The sequence below is a fragment of the Bacillus cereus group sp. MYBK14-1 genome, from assembly GCF_051916885.1.
Classification (GTDB): Bacteria; Bacillota; Bacilli; order Bacillales; family Bacillaceae_G; genus Bacillus_A; species Bacillus_A cereus.
Genome location: NZ_JBQAHM010000006.1, coordinates 93,216 through 108,724, shown reverse-complemented (window position 1 = coordinate 108,724; position 15,509 = coordinate 93,216). Strand labels below are relative to the sequence as shown.

Here is a 15,509-nt window from a genome sequence, read left to right as displayed (position 1 = left end):
CTAATGATATGAAACAAGCGAGGTGATGAAATGAAAACAGAAGATAGACTAGGGCTACTATTATGGTTTCGTTTGTCACGCTTTTATAATAAGAGTATTCGTGAGACGAATCAGCATTTGAAAAAATGGAATATATCTGCCGCCCAGTTTGATGTGTTAGCTCAAGTTGGAGGACATAATCGTTTAACGCAGCAAGAACTTGGAAATAAGCTATTTGTTACGAAAGGAAATGTAACGCAGCTTTTAAATAAAATGGAGCAGCTTGAGTGGATTTTGCGTGAACAAGAGGGTACTACGAAATATATTTCTTTAACAGAAAAGGGAAGAGCTTTATATGAGGAAATCGTCCCACCTCAAGAAACGTTCCAAGCAGAGAAGTTTCATAATTTAAATATAGAGGAACAAAAGCAGTTATTAACACTATTAAAAAAGTTACAGTAAGAAAAAATTTAAAAATAAATCTCGAATTCGAGATAGTATGAGGTGAAGGATATGTTTAGAAAAGTTGATCATAAAAATATGGGCAGAGCAAATCATGGTTGGTTAAATACACATTTTCATTTTTCTTTTGCCAATTACTATAATCCAAATAACATGAACTTCGGAGCGTTACGTGTTATTAATGATGATCTAGTAGCGGCGCAAACTGGTTTTGATATGCATCCGCACCGTGATATGGAGATTATTTCTTACGTTGTAGATGGTGCTTTAACACATGAAGACAGCATGGGAAATCGCGGAACAATTGAGCGTGGACATGTTCAATATATGAGTGCTGGCACGGGTGTATTTCATAGCGAGCATAATTTAGGCGATGAAACGCTGCGTTTATTACAAATTTGGATTTTACCAGACCGCGCAGATCATAAACCAAACTATGGTGAGTTTAAATTTGATTGGAGCAAGCGTGAAAATGAATGGTTCCATATGGTATCTTCAGTAGAAGGAAATGCACCAATTCAAATTCACCAAGATGCGAATTTATATTCTTTATCATTAGAGGCTGGAAAAGAAATTCATTTTCCAGTGAAAGAAGGCCGTCAATTATACCTTGTACAAATTGAAGGAAGCAGTGTAATAAATGGTGAAACGTTTGTTATGCGGGATGCAGCAGAATCTGTAGAAGAAGATATTCACATTCAAGCGAAAGAGCAATCACACTATTTAGCAATTGAATTGAAAAAACAATAAAAGGTTTATAGAAAAGAGGACATCCGATAGATGTCCTCTTTTTTTGATTGGAATTGTCTGAAAAATGTTTCTCAAATTTTAGGTAGAGGTATCAGCTGGGAAAATAAGAATTGTATAAAAGTGTCAAAAATCTTTATGGGAATGGGGAATGTTATAGTGAAAAAGCAAGTCATTTCATCAGCATTAGCGTTAACTGTTATCGCCGGGGGATTTGGAGCGTTTGGGGCAACGACAACGAAAGCGGAAGAACAAAAAATTCAATATCATCAAGAATTTAAAACACCTGCATACATAGGTGAAGAATGGAAAGCACCGGAAGGACTAGATAAAAAAGAGACAGTCTTTCAATACTTAGAGAGTAAGAAAGATATGTTTAAATTAGCAGGAAATATTGAAAAGCATTTTAATATCGTTGGGGAAGAAAAAGACGCTGAATCTGATACGACACATGTGAAGCTAGTTGAGAAACATAATAACATTCCTGTATACGGTTCTGATCAAACTGTTACACTTGATAAAGAGAATAATGTAAAAGCATTCTTCGGACAAGTTATTCCGAATTTAGATGATAAAAATATTCCTGCAGCTGCAAGCATTACTGCGGAACAAGCAGAAACAATTGCAAAGGCAGATATTGAGAAAGAAATTGGTAAAGTAAAGAGTTATGATGGTGTGAAAAAAGATTTATTTGTATATGAAAAAGACGGTAATTACTATCTTGCATACTTAGTTAAGGCATCGATTTCAAAACCAGCTCCAGGGTATTGGCATTATTTTGTTGATGCAACGAATGGAAATGTTATTGAGAAATATAACGCTGTAGATAACATTACTGGATTTGGTTACGGAGTATTAGGTGCTAGACAATCATTTGAAATTGCTCAAGATACGAAAACAGGACAATTCAACTTGTTTGATGGTAAACGAGGACAAGGTGTTCATACATTTGATGCAGAAAATATGGACGAGAACTGGTTTAATTTATTCTCACAATGGCTTGGATATACAGGAGAAGAAGTTGAAAGTAAATCTAAGTTCTTCGAAGATAAAGCTGCAGTTGATGCGCATGTAAATGCAGGAAAAGTATATGATTACTACAAAAAGACATTTAATCGTAACTCTTTCGATGATAAAGGTGCGAAGCTTATTTCAACTGTTCACGTAGGGGAGAGCTGGAATAACGCAGCTTGGAATGGTGTGCAAATGATGTACGGTGATGGCGATGGAAAAACGTTCATTCCATTATCTGCTGGACTTGATGTTATCGGTCACGAATTAACGCATGCTGTAACTGAACATACAGCAAACCTTGTTTACAAAAATGAGTCAGGGGCGTTAAATGAATCGTTATCTGATATTATGGGTGTTATGGTTGAGAAGAAGAGCTGGGATTTAGGTGCTGATATTTATACACCTGATAAACCTGGTGATGCACTTCGCTCTCTTAAAGACCCAGCGTCTATTCCAAATCCATTAAAACCAAGTGAGGGTTACCCAGATCACTATAGTAAACGTTATACTGGAACAGCTGATAATGGCGGTGTTCATATTAACAGCAGTATTAACAATAAAGCTGCATATTTAGTATCTGAAGGCGGAGATCATTACGGCGTGAAAGTAACTGGTGTGGGCCGTGAAGCGACAGAAAAAATTTACTACCGTGCTCTTACGAAATATTTAACTGCAAACTCTGACTTCAAAATGATGCGTCAAGCTGCTCTTCAGTCAGCTGAAGATTTATATGGTAAAAACTCTAAAGCTGTACAAGCTGTAACGAAAGCTTATGATGCAGTAGGTGTAAAATAATAAGAGAAAAGACCTGACATCCTAGTCAGGTCTTTTCTTTATCCCGCTATCCGCAAATGATGAAATTTCCACTTTATTTAGTCGCGAATACCTAATGCGATTTTCGCTATACGTGACATACGTTCTTTCGACCACGGTGGATTCCAAACGACATTTACTTCTATTTCATTAACTTCAGGTACGTTTGTTGATAATACTTTTTTAACGTCTGATACGATTTGCCCAGCCATTGGACAACCGATAGAAGTCATAGTCATCGTAATGACAGCATTATTATTTTCATCTGCTGTAACATCATAAACTAATCCAAGATTAACGATATCAACACCTAGTTCAGGGTCAATAACAGCCTCTAAATTGGCAAGTAATTTATTTTCAAATGCTTCTTGTGACATAAGCAGCCCCTCCTACACTTTAATGATATCGATTCTCATTATAACGGAAATGAGCATAATGTGCAGGAAATGAGCTCAAAAAAATATCCCTCTTTCAAAGAAGGGATATTTTTTGAACATCTATTCTGTTTTAAAATGAGATACGAGTTGATCTAACTCTTCAACTGTTTGTTTCATTTTTCCAGCAGTTACTGCCATTTCATTCATAACGATAACTTTTTTTTCAGCAGATTGTGCCGTTGCGGCAGTTTCGCTCGATACTTCAGTAGAGATAGAAGCGATGTTATTAAGTGAAGCGTTCATTTCTTCAGCACTTGCAGCCATTTCTTCAGCAGTTGCTGATATATCTTGCATTTGAGTAGATACTTTATTTACTTGTTCTACAATTGTTGTGAAAGAAGTACCAGCTTCACGAATAACATTGATACCTTCAAATGCTTCAGAACGGCCTTGAGACATCATAGAGCTAGCAGTTTCTGTATCATTTTGAATTTGATGTAGTAATTGATTAATGTCTGTTGCAGCTGTTTTAGATTGTTCAGCAAGCTTTCGAACTTCGTCAGCTACGACAGCAAATCCTTTTCCTTGCTCACCAGCACGAGCTGCCTCAATAGAAGCATTTAAAGCAAGTAAGTTTGTTTGCTCAGCAATATTAGAAATAGATTGTACAGCAGTATCAATATATTTCGTATGAGTGATTAGACGTTCAACCACTTCTGACGTAGCATTTACAGCTTCGTGTATTGTTGTCATTTGTGAAACAGATTTTTGGATAACGGTACTTCCATCGCTAGCATGTTCAGATGTGGCAACAGCAAGTTCCGCTACAGATGAAGCAGATTCAGCAATGCGCTGAACACTTACTGCCATATCATCCATTGCAGTTGAACTTTCTTCCATACTAGAAGTTTGTGATTGAATACTTGCATTTAAGTTGGACATCGAGCTTTGGACTCTTAATGTCGCCTCACGTGATGTATTCGTTTTTTCTAGCATATTTTCAGAAGCGGTTTGTACTTCCACTGATGTTTTTTGAACACGATTAATAATATGTTGTAGGTTTTCTAACATTTTATTAAATGATGTTGCGATAGCACCTATTTCATCGTTGCTATTTACTTGTAGACGTGCCGTTAAGTCACCTTCTTGAGAGGCCAATTCTTTTAGTTTCGTGTCAATTTGTTGAATTGGTTTCACCAGTTTACCAGAGAACCACCATGCAAGAATAATTGCAACGATAATACATACAACAAGTGATAAGAAAATAACATATTCGATTAAGAGTGCAGATTGATCAATTTTTTCAATAGATTGTTCACGTAATTTAGCTTGTTCATTACTGTAATTTGTGAAGTCACCAATTACTTTATAGACCGTTCCGTTTTCTGAAGAAGCTACTTGTAAAGCTTCTTCCCATTTTTGTTCTTTTGCAAGAGTGAATACTTTTTCTTCAATGAACTTTCTCCAAGTAGACCCTAATTCCATTGTGCTTTTTACGGACGAAGAAAGATTTGGATTAGAAAGAAGTTTATCTTTTGAATCCTCAAGACGTTTACTCATCTCATTAAACTTGTCTAATTCGACTTGATCATGTTGTAGTAAATAACCTCTTAAAGCAGAGAGCTGTACTTGATAAGCGTCTCCACGCTCTTTCAATTCTGTTGCCAGTGGAGAAATTTCTTTTTGTAATGTTTCAGCTTTACGAGATTGGTCGATAGCAAAAAATAAAATAAATGCTAAGGCGACACCAAATAAAGCGCAAATCGTTCCCATCATGAACATAAGTTTTTTTCTGATACTTACAAAATTCATATAATTAAAAGCCTCCTTTGTGAAATCTTAGTATTAGAATTAATAAATGTAAAAAATTGAAAGAAAGCTTTACTCCAGTTGGAATAAAGCTTTCTTATTTCCTTTAGGAATTATAGCAGACGGAATGAGAGATAGAAAGAGATATTTTAAAGTGAAAAAAGAGAGACTGTAAAACTTTCATTCCTATACCTTTGAGCTCGTGTCATTTTCACTTTAAGCGTTTGTTTTGAAATGAGAGACGAGAACTTCAAGTTCTTGTACGATTGTTTTCATTTCAGATGATTTGTTAGCCACGATACTCATTTTGTTTACTTGATCACCAGCCGAATGCGCTGTTTGTGATGTTTCTGCAGCAACTTCGTTTGAAATAGAAGCGATATTATTTAAAGCTGCGTTCATTTCTTCAGAGCTTGCAGCCATCTCTTCAGCAGTTGCAGACATTTCTTGCATTTGTGTAGAGACTTTGTTAATGTGGTTAACAATTTCTGAGAATGAAGATCCGGCGGTACGAATAACCGTAATTCCTTCAGAAGCTTCTGCTTGACCTTGTGTCATCATATCATTTGCTATTTTTGTATCAGCTTGAATTTGATGAAGTAAATGGTTAATGTCAGTTGCGGCTAGTTGAGATTGTTCAGCAAGTTTTCGAACTTCATCGGCAACAACAGCGAATCCTTTGCCGTGTTCACCAGCACGAGCTGCTTCAATAGAAGCATTTAAAGCGAGCAAATTTGTTTGCTCAGCGATATTCGAAATAGATTGAAGTGCAGTATCAATATGGTTTGTATGTGTAATGAGTCGCTCAACTACTTGTGATGTAGCGTTAACAGCTTCGTTAATTGTATGCATTTGTGTAATAGATTTCTCAATGACTTTATTCCCATCATCTGCTTTTTCTGAAGTTGTGACAGCTAAACTAGTAACAGAAGAGGCGGACTCAGCGATACGCTGAACACTCGTTGCCATGTCATCCATTGCGGTTGAACTTTCTTCAATGCTAGAAACTTGTGAACGAATATTGTGTTCAAGAGCATTCATAGTTTCTTGGGTTCTTGCGGTATTTTCCATAGAAGCGGTTGTTTCGATAAATACATTTTCGGAAGCTTCTTTTACACTTGTTGATGTTTGTTGAACTTGTTTTATTATATGCTGTAAGTTAGTGAGCATTTGATTAAAGGAATTTGCAATGTCACCAATTTCATCTTTACTTGTTACGTGTAATCTAGCCGTTAAATCTCCGTCTTGAGAAGCTAATTCTTTTAACTTCTCATCAATTTGTCGAATTGGTTTAACGAGTTTACCAGAGAACCACCATGCTAATAAGATAGACGTTAATGTACATGTAATAAGTGAGAAGAAAATAATATATTGAATAAGTGATGAAGAAGACTCGACATCAGCAATTAATGCGTCACGTTTCTCATTCTCTTCATTTGTATATTTATTAAAACGACCTAAAAGATCATTTACATAATCTGTTTGTGATAAAGCAATTTTGGATGCTTCGTCCCATTTTCCTTCACGCGCAAGAGGTAGTACCTCATTATCTATGACGCTACGCCATTTTCCACCCATTAAAATAGCTTCTTTCATTCCTTCTGGGAGCTTCTTGTCACTTGTTACTTTCTCTCTAGTATCAGCTAATTTTTTCCCTTCTCGATTGAACTTATCTAATCCTTTTTGATCATGTGATAGCAAATATTCTTGTAAACCAGCAACTTGTGCTTGGAACCAATCGCCACGTTCTTTTAAAATCGTCGCTCTTTTTGATACATCATTTTTTAACGTTTCGATTTCACTTGCTTGATTCATGGCGAATGAAAGAATAACAATAAGAGCAATACTAAATAAAGAAGAAATGCTTAAGAGTGTGAACAGTAGTTTTTTTCGAATACTAACATATTTCATCGTTACCCCTACCCTCATTTAAACTGTTTATTATGATTTATAGATATTTAAAACAAAATTAATAAAAACATTATTATGAAGTTATTAATCTGTTCAATGAAAATTATAGCAGATAATGGAAGGAGTCAGATTAGTATTAGAAAAAGTTCTTAAAATGTATACATTTGTATATCATAAAATTCATAAATAAATATTAGAAATGCTATTGAAATTTGAAATGACATCATGTATACTTCTAATTAGTTGATAACGATTATCAGTATCAACTAAAAACATTACTCTTCGTTATGTTGGTCATACCCCTTTTTGACGACGTAAGTCAGAGACGAAATGTTGAAATATCTTGTGTCCTATTCTACAGAATTATGGTAATCTCCAACCTCAACTTATATGCGTGAGCATGCAAAAAGGATCCTATCCGTGAAGGGATCCTTTTTTGCATGCTGTCGCAATTATTGTATATAGACCAGGGATACGTTCTTCGATTCCTTCTGGTGCAGTAGAAGGAAAGACCCATCTTTGATGAGATCCATGTTCTTCAACTAGTTTTTCGATTTTAAAACGTTCTTCCGCAAGTGTTGTAATGATTTCTCCTAGCGTCCAGCGACGGATGGTTGTTTTAGGTAGCGATTCTTTCTGTGCTTCTGTAAGAAGGATGCTATAAGCAACATCATCTTCAATTAATTCTTCATCGAAATAATTTCCATTGGCCTGAAATGATGGGTGGTCGACTCCTAATAATTTTGTGTAAACAGGATGATAGTCACGAAGTATAAGCATTCCATCTCGCTTAAGTAAAGTAGCAATTTTTTGAAAGAGTGGTTTTAAATCTAGAAAGTAATGGAGTACACCAAGTTCCAGCAATACGATATCAAATGATTCGGAGAGCTGCACATTTAATACATCAGAAACGACATACTGGATAGAGACACCTGCTGCGTCCGCAAGTTCATTTGCATATTTTGCATTACTTGCTGAAATATCAACAACTGTTACGTCAGAGCCTAAAAGGGCAAGTGCGACAGCTTTATTTCCTTTTGAGCCGAGTAAGTTAATAATACGTTTTCCTTTTGGAGATTGTATGTAAGGTAAATAATGTGCTACTTCGCGTGTGGGATCTTCCATAATTTTTTTTGCATAATCCTCTGGCGCCCCATGGCGATTCGTCCAAGCTTCATAAGCAGCTGTATTCCAGCTTTTTTCATTTATAGTGCTTAGTTGTTTTTGGTTCAATGTTATCACTCCTTTTGTGAACGTATAGGTATTCGGCGGGAGGATGGGATTTCCTTTTCGTTCTGGATAAAAGTTTGATTTTTCTGTGATTAAGTCGTACAATACTTGTTATACGTAAAAGCGTTGAAAAGGAAAAGTAGGATGAACACATTCTTTCCAGAGAGCTTCGGTAGCTGAGAAGAAGCAAGAATATTCATTTGAACAATGGCCTTTGAGCTTCGTCCTGAACTTATCAAATGATAATAGTAGGCGGCGACGAGAGTTGGTACTCGTTATCAAACCCACAGTATAAGAGCATATAGCTCCGTACTTGTTAAGGCTAATTATGTGAGTAATTGGCGAAATAAGGTGGTACCGCGACTGTTTATACAGCCCCGCCCTTATCTTTTTTAAGATAGGGGTGGGGCTTTTTATATTTTAAAGGAGGAATGTAAGATGAGTATTTTTATTGGGGGCGCTTGGCCATATGCGAATGGTTCATTACATCTTGGCCATATTGCGAGTTTATTACCTGGAGATATTTTAGCACGTTATTACCGGTCAAAAGGTGAGAATGTGTTGTATGTTTCGGGAAGTGATTGTAATGGAACACCGATTGCAATTAGAGCAAAACAAGAAGGTGTGACAGCGAAGGAAATTGCTGATCAGTATCATGAAGAGTTCCAGCGATGTTTTCGTAGCCTTGGTTTTACTTATGATTGCTATACACGTACAGATAGTGAGCACCATCATGAAACGGTTCAAAATGTTTTTTTACGTTTATTAGAAGAAGGACATATTTATAAAAAAATAGTGGAACAAGCGTATTGTGAAACGTGTACGCAGTTTTTACCGGATCGTTATGTAGAAGGAATATGTCCACATTGCCATGAAGCAGCAAGAGGTGATCAATGCGATGCGTGTTCTGCTATTTTAGATCCTCTCGATTTGTTAGAAAAGAAATGTAAGTTATGTGGTAGTACACCATCTGTACAGGAAACAGAGCATTTCTATTTCGCATTGCATACATTTCAGGAGCAAATTAAAAGGGCTGTAGAAATTGCCAAGCAAACAGGGACATGGCGCGACAATGCGATTCAACTAACAGAGAGATATGTAAAGGAAGGATTACTAGATAGGGCCGTATCACGTGATTTACCAATTGGGGTACCAATTCCAGTAGAAGGGTATGAAGATAAGAAAATTTACGTATGGATTGAAGCAGTGACAGGCTATTATTCAGCGAGTAAACATTGGGCTGAAGAAACAGGGAAAGATGATCAAGAGTTTTGGGATAGCGAAGCGAAAACATATTATGTGCACGGAAAGGATAATATTCCGTTTCATTCCGTCATTTGGCCAGCGGTATTACTTGGAATAGGGGAGGAAGCAATCCCGCGTCATATCGTTTCGAATGAATATTTAACAGTTGAAAAAAGAAAATTATCTACAAGTAAAAACTGGGCAGTATGGGTGCCTGACATATTAGAACGCTATGATCCAGATTCTATTCGTTACTTTTTAACCGTCAACGCACCAGAAAATCGCGATACTGATTTTTCATGGCGGGAATTTATTTACAGTCATAATAGTGAATTATTAGGTGCATACGGGAACTTTGTGAACCGGACATTAAAGTTTATCGAAAAATATTATGGTGGTATCGTGCCGAAGGGAAGTATTGAGGTAGAGCTGAAAGATAAAGTAGAAGGATTATATAAGCGTGTAGGAGAGGCGATTGAGCAAACTAAATTTAAGGTGGCGCTAGAAACAATATTTGATGCAGTACGTTTTACAAATAAATACTTTGATGAAAAGCAGCCTTGGAAACAAAGAGAAGGTGATCCAGTTTCATGTGAAGAAACGATTTATAACTGTGTGTATCTTATCGCTAATTTTGCAAATCTCCTTGAACCGTTTTTACCATTTTCAAGTGAAAGAGTTCGAAACACATTGTCGATTGTGAAACGAAATTGGGAACCGCAAAATACGTTGCCAAGTAGAATTGATAGCGTACAGCCATTATTTGAGCGAATCGATGTAAAACAAATTGAGCATGAGATAGAGAAGCTGTATGGAGCGGTAAAATGAGATAGAGAAAAAGACCTTTCAAGTAAATGAAAGGTCTTTTGTTATGCAGTATGATTCTCTTTCTTATCTTTCAAAAAGAAAAGTACAGCAAGGATTACAAGAATAATAGCTGCAATATCATACGTTATTTTAAATGTAGTATTAAAGTTTAAGTACTCTACGAAAGGAGTTTTCACTGCTTCTGCATATATACAAACGGGAATGAGAAGTAAATCGTAAAATTTCTTTTCTTTCATATATCTTATTAGGAAGAAGATACACATAATAGCAAAAAATACGATGCTTAAAATAGTCATTTATACCTCCAGATAAATTTACTTATTTTAATTGCAGTTATATCTTTTATATAAATTCTGTATTTTTTCAAGCGCTATGCACGCGATTTTGTTTCCTTTCTTTCCTAGCCGTAAGCAGCTGAGGAGTGAAGATCCCAACTAATATGAAAATAATTCCAATCCACTGCATGAACGTTACGACTTCATGTACAAGTGTAATAGAAGCAATAATAGCAGTTGGTAATTCAGCTGCACCTAATATTGTACCAAGCCCTGTTCCAACCTTTGGTACACCGATTGAAAAACAAATGACAGGTACAACAACGCCGAATAATCCGAGGAAGAAAGCATATTTCCATAGACCGGCTTGCAAAGCACCGTCTGTTAAAAAGGTTGGCGGAAAGAATAGGCATACGATAAGAGTAGCGCTTGTTGTCATAAGGAAGCTTTTCGTATAAGGCGGAACATCCGTAGCGACGCGCCCGCTTGCAAAAACATAGAATGAAAAAGAGACAGCAGCTAATAGCCCAAAGATAATCCCTTTCGTAGAAAAACTTTGTCCGAGGCCTTCAAATACACCACCTGCAAACAATGTACCAGCAAATAAAATAAGGATAGATATAATCTTATCGCGGCTTGGAAATGTTCGATTTGCAATTGCTTCGATAATGACACCAATCCAAGTGAACTGAAAGAGTAGGACGACAGCGATAGATGCGGGTAGTTCTTCTACAGAAATAGCGTAGAAAATCCCGGTCATACTCATTGTTGTTCCGACGGTTAGTAAGGAAAAGAATTGTTTTTTTGTTACTTTATGACGTGAAAAGAAAAGAACGAGTAGAAATAGTCCAATCCATCCGAAGACATATTGTCCCCCTAATAGTTGATGTGCTGAAAATCCATTTATGAATCCGAGTTTGAAAATAGTTGAAAGTATGCCATAGCTGCAAGCACCGAATAAAACGAGCAATGAATATTTAAACTTTTCCATAAAAAATCCTCCTTTTAAGTAATAAAAAACGCCCGCTATCCAAATAAGGATAACGGGCGAACGAAACAGAGTCATATACTCTACAAAATTCCGCCACTCATACGAAGTATGAATTTGGGGTATGAAATTGTAGTAGGTTTTTACATTGCTTTTGGGAATACAATAGAACATTTTACACCTTGAGGCGTGTTTTGTATCCCATAAGGAAACTGATGTTTATCTAATATTTGTTTCACGATATATAATCCAAGACCACTACCTTGTACTAAACCGTGTTTATCAGGGTTTGCGCGATAGAAAGGCTCAAATAAATGAGCAAGTTTATCTTCATCAATTTGTGAACCTGTATTTAATACTTCTAATGCGTAACCATTTGGTTTTTCATAAAGCTTTATATATACGTGCTGATGGTCAATTGTATAATGAATTGCATTTGAAATAATGTTAAAAATAGCAGTTTGAATAAATTTAGGATCAGCTAAAATTTGTACGTCGTGTTTAATATTAGATTGTACATTTAATTGTTTTACAGATACAAAGTAATCTACTTTCTTCATAACATCCTCAATAATATTAGATAAAGAAATGACTTCTAAATTAGGTTTAAATTGAGGGTTTTGTATTTTGGATAATTCCGACATTTTTTCCGTTAATATGTTAATGTCTTGCATCATCTCGTAGGAACGTTTCAAATACTTATCTCTATCTTTATAAGCTCCAATTCCGTGAATCATGCCATCTAGTTGTCCCATAACGGCTGCGATTGGTGTTTTTAATTCATGGGATACCATAGACATAAATTCTTTACGAGATTGTTCTAATTGTTGTTCCTTCTTGAGCTCATTTCTTAAATCTTGATTGCTTGCATGTAAATTCTTCACAATATTTGGTACTTGTGAAGCAGCTACTTGCAAATTAAAATCTGTTTGATCTGTATTTTTGTTAAGTAGCTTTTTATCTGAGAAATCAAGATTCATAATATCTTTTAAAGCATCGCTCATATATTGAAAAGGTTTGGCAATTAGTTTTGTATAAATTAAAGATCCGAGTAGTGATAATGCAAGCATTGTCGCGCCAATATGTGGAGCTAATTGCTGCAACGCATCTGCTAACTTTGGATTATCATTTGTATCATTTGTTTTACTTGCTGCATTTTGTGTATGTAAGGCATCATTATTAGCGGCTTTCTTTTCTGCTTCTGTAGGCGGATTAGAAGTGCTATTTTTCCCCGAAAGATTTTGTGTATGTTCTTTTGCCTTTACAGTTTGGCTAGGCTGCAAAAGGTGATTGATAGCTGTAGAAAGAGATTTATAATCTATAATAGAAGATTGGAAATTAGAAATGCTCCCCTCTGACACAGCTTTATTTTGCTTCGTTTTACTTCCGTCGTTTTGCTTATCTGAATCGGCCTGTTCTGTAGTCGGCGTTCCATTTTCTTTCGCAAAACGTTCTTTATCGTAGTTTGAAGCTAGAAAGTAAATAATTTGATAAAGACAAAGTGATAAAAGAATACAAAATAATAAGGTTTTGATGAAAATATTTTTGGTGATGTTGTCTTTGCTACGATTCGATTTTGTAGCCAATGCCTTTCACCGTTTTAATATAAGGAATTCCTAATTTTTTTCTTAAGTTTTTAATATGTGTATCTATAACTCTTACATCACCATAATGTTCATAGCCCCATACCTTATTCAACAAATCACTTCTTGATAATACTTTTCCTCGATTTTGCAGTAAAGTATAAATAATTTCAAATTCTTTTGTTGTCAATTCAATTTGATTACCATGAACATAAGCTGCATATGCTGTAGAGTTTAACATCAATTCATGGAATTGTAGTATAGTTGCAGCTTCTGCTTCCTTCGTTGCTGCCCTTCTTAATACAGCCTCTACACGCTTAATAAATACAGTATAATGGAACGGTTTCGTAATATAGTCATCAATACCTAACTCAAATCCTTTAATTTCACTTTCTTCATTATGTAAGCCTGTTAACATAATGATTGGTACATCAGATTGTCCTCGCATAATTTTACAAATACTATAGCCATCTATATCTGGTAACATTACATCGAGGAGGACAAGATCGTATGAATTTTTTTGGAAAAGAAGAATACCTTCTGTTCCAGCACCAACTACATCAACTGTAAAGTTTTGTGCCATTAGAAATTCACGAATAAGTTCTTGTATATCTGGGTTGTCTTCAATCACCAGTATATGCGTCATAGTAACACCTCCTAAATAACGCTTTTTACTGCAATATTCGAATTCATCATTTTTCGAGTGACTCAGATTGTTTATACATATAATAAGCCCCCGCTATAAAATAATCATGAAGGTAGCAAGGGGAATAGTTTAGTGTTACTGAATAGTTCAGAATTACAGTAGTTCTATTATAGTATGTATTATAAAATTTATAAAACATTATAACTGTATAATTTTAATATCTACGTTTATCAATGTTTAAATATTAGCTAATCAAATCTATTCCTATTATATATGTAAATACAGTTGTTTTGCTACTGTAAATGAATAAATAAAATAAGCCAAGACATAAAATTCTTGGCTACACATAAATCTTGTTTTTAGGCTATTTTACAGTGACAGTAGCTTGTTGCTGAACGCGCTCAAATAACCAGTGTATATCATTGTTATACATACGAATACAACCAAGTGTTGTCCATTTGCCGATTGCTTGATTATTGTTAGTTCCGTGAATCGCATAAGTTGTTCCGTAAGTTCCTGCCATATTTAATCCGAGCCAACGGTCACCAAGTGGATTACGTGGATCGCCGCCTTTAATTTTGCCTGTATAATAAGGGCGATTTTTAATTTTATTTACGATTTGAAAAGTGCCTTTAGGTGTAGGTGTTGCAGCTTTTCCAGTAGCGACAGTAAAACTTTTTATAAATTTTCCATCCTGATAATAATCCATTTTATTTAACTGAGTGTCTACGATTAATTGATCTTTCGTTGTAGCTGCCTCTGCGCTAGAGAATGGAAGAGTTAAAAATCCTAATGATAATAGTGCGCTTAATAATAATTTTTTCATTGTTATTCTCCTTTTACTATCGTAAGAGTCTTACATACAATGAAGTTGTAATCCTCGTAATGCTTTATTTACATTTTCATCTAATGTTTCAAAGAATGTAGTGATTTTGCTGTTGTGTTTGTTGTTGTTATCAATAAGTAATCTTTCATTTAATAAAAGCTCACCACGTAGTCCAAAACTTTGAACTTGAATATTTAGCTCATCTTCATTTTCAGAGATGATTGGTAAGAAATAATGAAAAGCTTTTGTTGGAATGATGTAGCTTTTGCCAATCATGCTTTCTTGATTTGAATTAATCCATTTTTTCGTGACAATTTTAATATTCTTTTTTGAAACGATAAAAGATAGTGTTGTAGATTTTGTTAAACTTACGTCAAATTCACTTGTTTCACATATTTGTAAATTAAAAACGGTTTCATTTTGATGAGATTCAACATTTGTATTAATAAAATCGTGCATTTTATATGCTTCCATTTCGTATTCACCCTTTTTTCAATTTCGAAAAACGACTTATATTTATTCAAATTAATGCTTAGTCATATATTGGTTAAATTTTTCAACAAATTCCGATATAATCTTACAATACATATATGAAGCTAATATGAAGTTAGTATGAGTTTGTGATGGTTTTTTATTGAGAACAAAATAAGAGAGGTTTTTAGTGCTAAAAAATGGATAAAATCTGCATGTTATTAATGCGCCTTTTCGCTATTTCGACTTGAAAAATGATTTTTACTATTTAATAAAGAACGAAAATTACTAGTGTGACCCTTACA

14 protein-coding genes and 1 other annotated feature are annotated in these 15,509 nt (G+C 35.1%); of the genes, 4 read left to right on the top strand and 10 right to left on the bottom strand.

Features of this window, described 5'->3' with window-relative positions:
- Positions 1 to 30 precede the first annotated feature (30 nt).
- The 3 genes from ACTFR3_RS17325 (at position 31) to nprB (ending at position 2,997) form a co-directional block, all read left to right on the top strand.
- Positions 31 to 441, top strand: coding sequence for a MarR family winged helix-turn-helix transcriptional regulator (locus ACTFR3_RS17325; protein WP_000845467.1), 411 nt, complete (start codon positions 31 to 33; stop codon positions 439 to 441).
- A gap of 51 nt (positions 442 to 492) precedes the next feature.
- Entirely contained in the window at positions 493 to 1,191 is a 699-nt protein-coding gene (locus ACTFR3_RS17320; protein ID WP_000488929.1) for a pirin family protein, read from the top strand.
- A 156-nt stretch (positions 1,192 to 1,347) separates the two neighbouring features.
- Complete coding sequence (gene nprB, locus ACTFR3_RS17315) at positions 1,348 to 2,997, top strand: neutral protease NprB (protein WP_000745123.1); 1,650 nt, start codon at positions 1,348 to 1,350, stop codon at positions 2,995 to 2,997.
- 77 nt (positions 2,998 to 3,074) lie between these two features.
- Here the strand turns inward: nprB and ACTFR3_RS17310 are convergent, their stop codons facing one another.
- From ACTFR3_RS17310 to ACTFR3_RS17295, 4 genes are all read right to left on the bottom strand, one after another.
- A complete protein-coding gene (locus ACTFR3_RS17310; RefSeq protein WP_000076421.1) occupies positions 3,075 to 3,392 on the bottom strand; it encodes a metal-sulfur cluster assembly factor in 318 nt (105 codons plus the stop codon).
- Positions 3,393 to 3,512: 120 nt separating this feature from the next.
- Positions 3,513 to 5,204, bottom strand: coding sequence for a methyl-accepting chemotaxis protein (locus ACTFR3_RS17305; RefSeq protein ID WP_001012210.1), 1,692 nt, complete (start codon positions 5,202 to 5,204; stop codon positions 3,513 to 3,515).
- A 213-nt stretch (positions 5,205 to 5,417) separates the two neighbouring features.
- Positions 5,418 to 7,112 (bottom strand): methyl-accepting chemotaxis protein, encoded by a 1,695-nt coding sequence (locus tag ACTFR3_RS17300; protein ID WP_000878446.1) that lies wholly within the window; start codon positions 7,110 to 7,112, stop codon positions 5,418 to 5,420.
- Positions 7,113 to 7,526: 414 nt separating this feature from the next.
- A complete protein-coding gene (locus ACTFR3_RS17295) occupies positions 7,527 to 8,345 on the bottom strand; it encodes a class I SAM-dependent methyltransferase (RefSeq protein ID WP_001072260.1) in 819 nt (272 codons plus the stop codon).
- Positions 8,346 to 8,459: 114 nt separating this feature from the next.
- Positions 8,460 to 8,730: a binding site (T-box leader), on the top strand.
- A 50-nt stretch (positions 8,731 to 8,780) separates the two neighbouring features.
- Here ACTFR3_RS17295 and metG point away from each other — a divergent pair.
- The gene (gene metG, locus ACTFR3_RS17290) at positions 8,781 to 10,415 is read left to right on the top strand and encodes a methionine--tRNA ligase (RefSeq protein ID WP_440044621.1); all 1,635 of its coding nucleotides are present in this window, start codon (positions 8,781 to 8,783) and stop codon (positions 10,413 to 10,415) included.
- Positions 10,416 to 10,456: 41 nt separating this feature from the next.
- Here the strand turns inward: metG and ACTFR3_RS17285 are convergent, their stop codons facing one another.
- The 6 genes from ACTFR3_RS17285 to ACTFR3_RS17260 form a co-directional block, all read right to left on the bottom strand.
- Positions 10,457 to 10,711: a hypothetical protein gene (locus ACTFR3_RS17285; RefSeq protein WP_440044620.1), complete on the bottom strand. Its 255-nt coding sequence runs from the start codon at positions 10,709 to 10,711 to the stop codon at positions 10,457 to 10,459.
- Positions 10,712 to 10,778: 67 nt separating this feature from the next.
- The gene (locus ACTFR3_RS17280) at positions 10,779 to 11,681 is read right to left on the bottom strand and encodes an EamA family transporter (RefSeq protein ID WP_000410484.1); all 903 of its coding nucleotides are present in this window, start codon (positions 11,679 to 11,681) and stop codon (positions 10,779 to 10,781) included.
- Positions 11,682 to 11,821: 140 nt separating this feature from the next.
- A complete protein-coding gene (locus tag ACTFR3_RS17275) occupies positions 11,822 to 13,264 on the bottom strand; it encodes a sensor histidine kinase (RefSeq protein WP_000201958.1) in 1,443 nt (480 codons plus the stop codon).
- On the bottom strand, positions 13,242 to 13,907 hold the full coding sequence (locus tag ACTFR3_RS17270; protein ID WP_000148833.1) for a response regulator transcription factor: 666 nt from the start codon (positions 13,905 to 13,907) through the stop codon (positions 13,242 to 13,244). Before ACTFR3_RS17270 ends, ACTFR3_RS17275 begins: the two co-directional genes overlap by 23 nt.
- A 364-nt stretch (positions 13,908 to 14,271) precedes the next feature.
- Entirely contained in the window at positions 14,272 to 14,733 is a 462-nt protein-coding gene (locus ACTFR3_RS17265) for a L,D-transpeptidase (protein WP_000735063.1), read from the bottom strand.
- A gap of 30 nt (positions 14,734 to 14,763) precedes the next feature.
- Entirely contained in the window at positions 14,764 to 15,207 is a 444-nt protein-coding gene (locus tag ACTFR3_RS17260; RefSeq protein ID WP_000388769.1) for a DUF3978 family protein, read from the bottom strand.
- Positions 15,208 to 15,509: the final 302 nt, after the last annotated feature.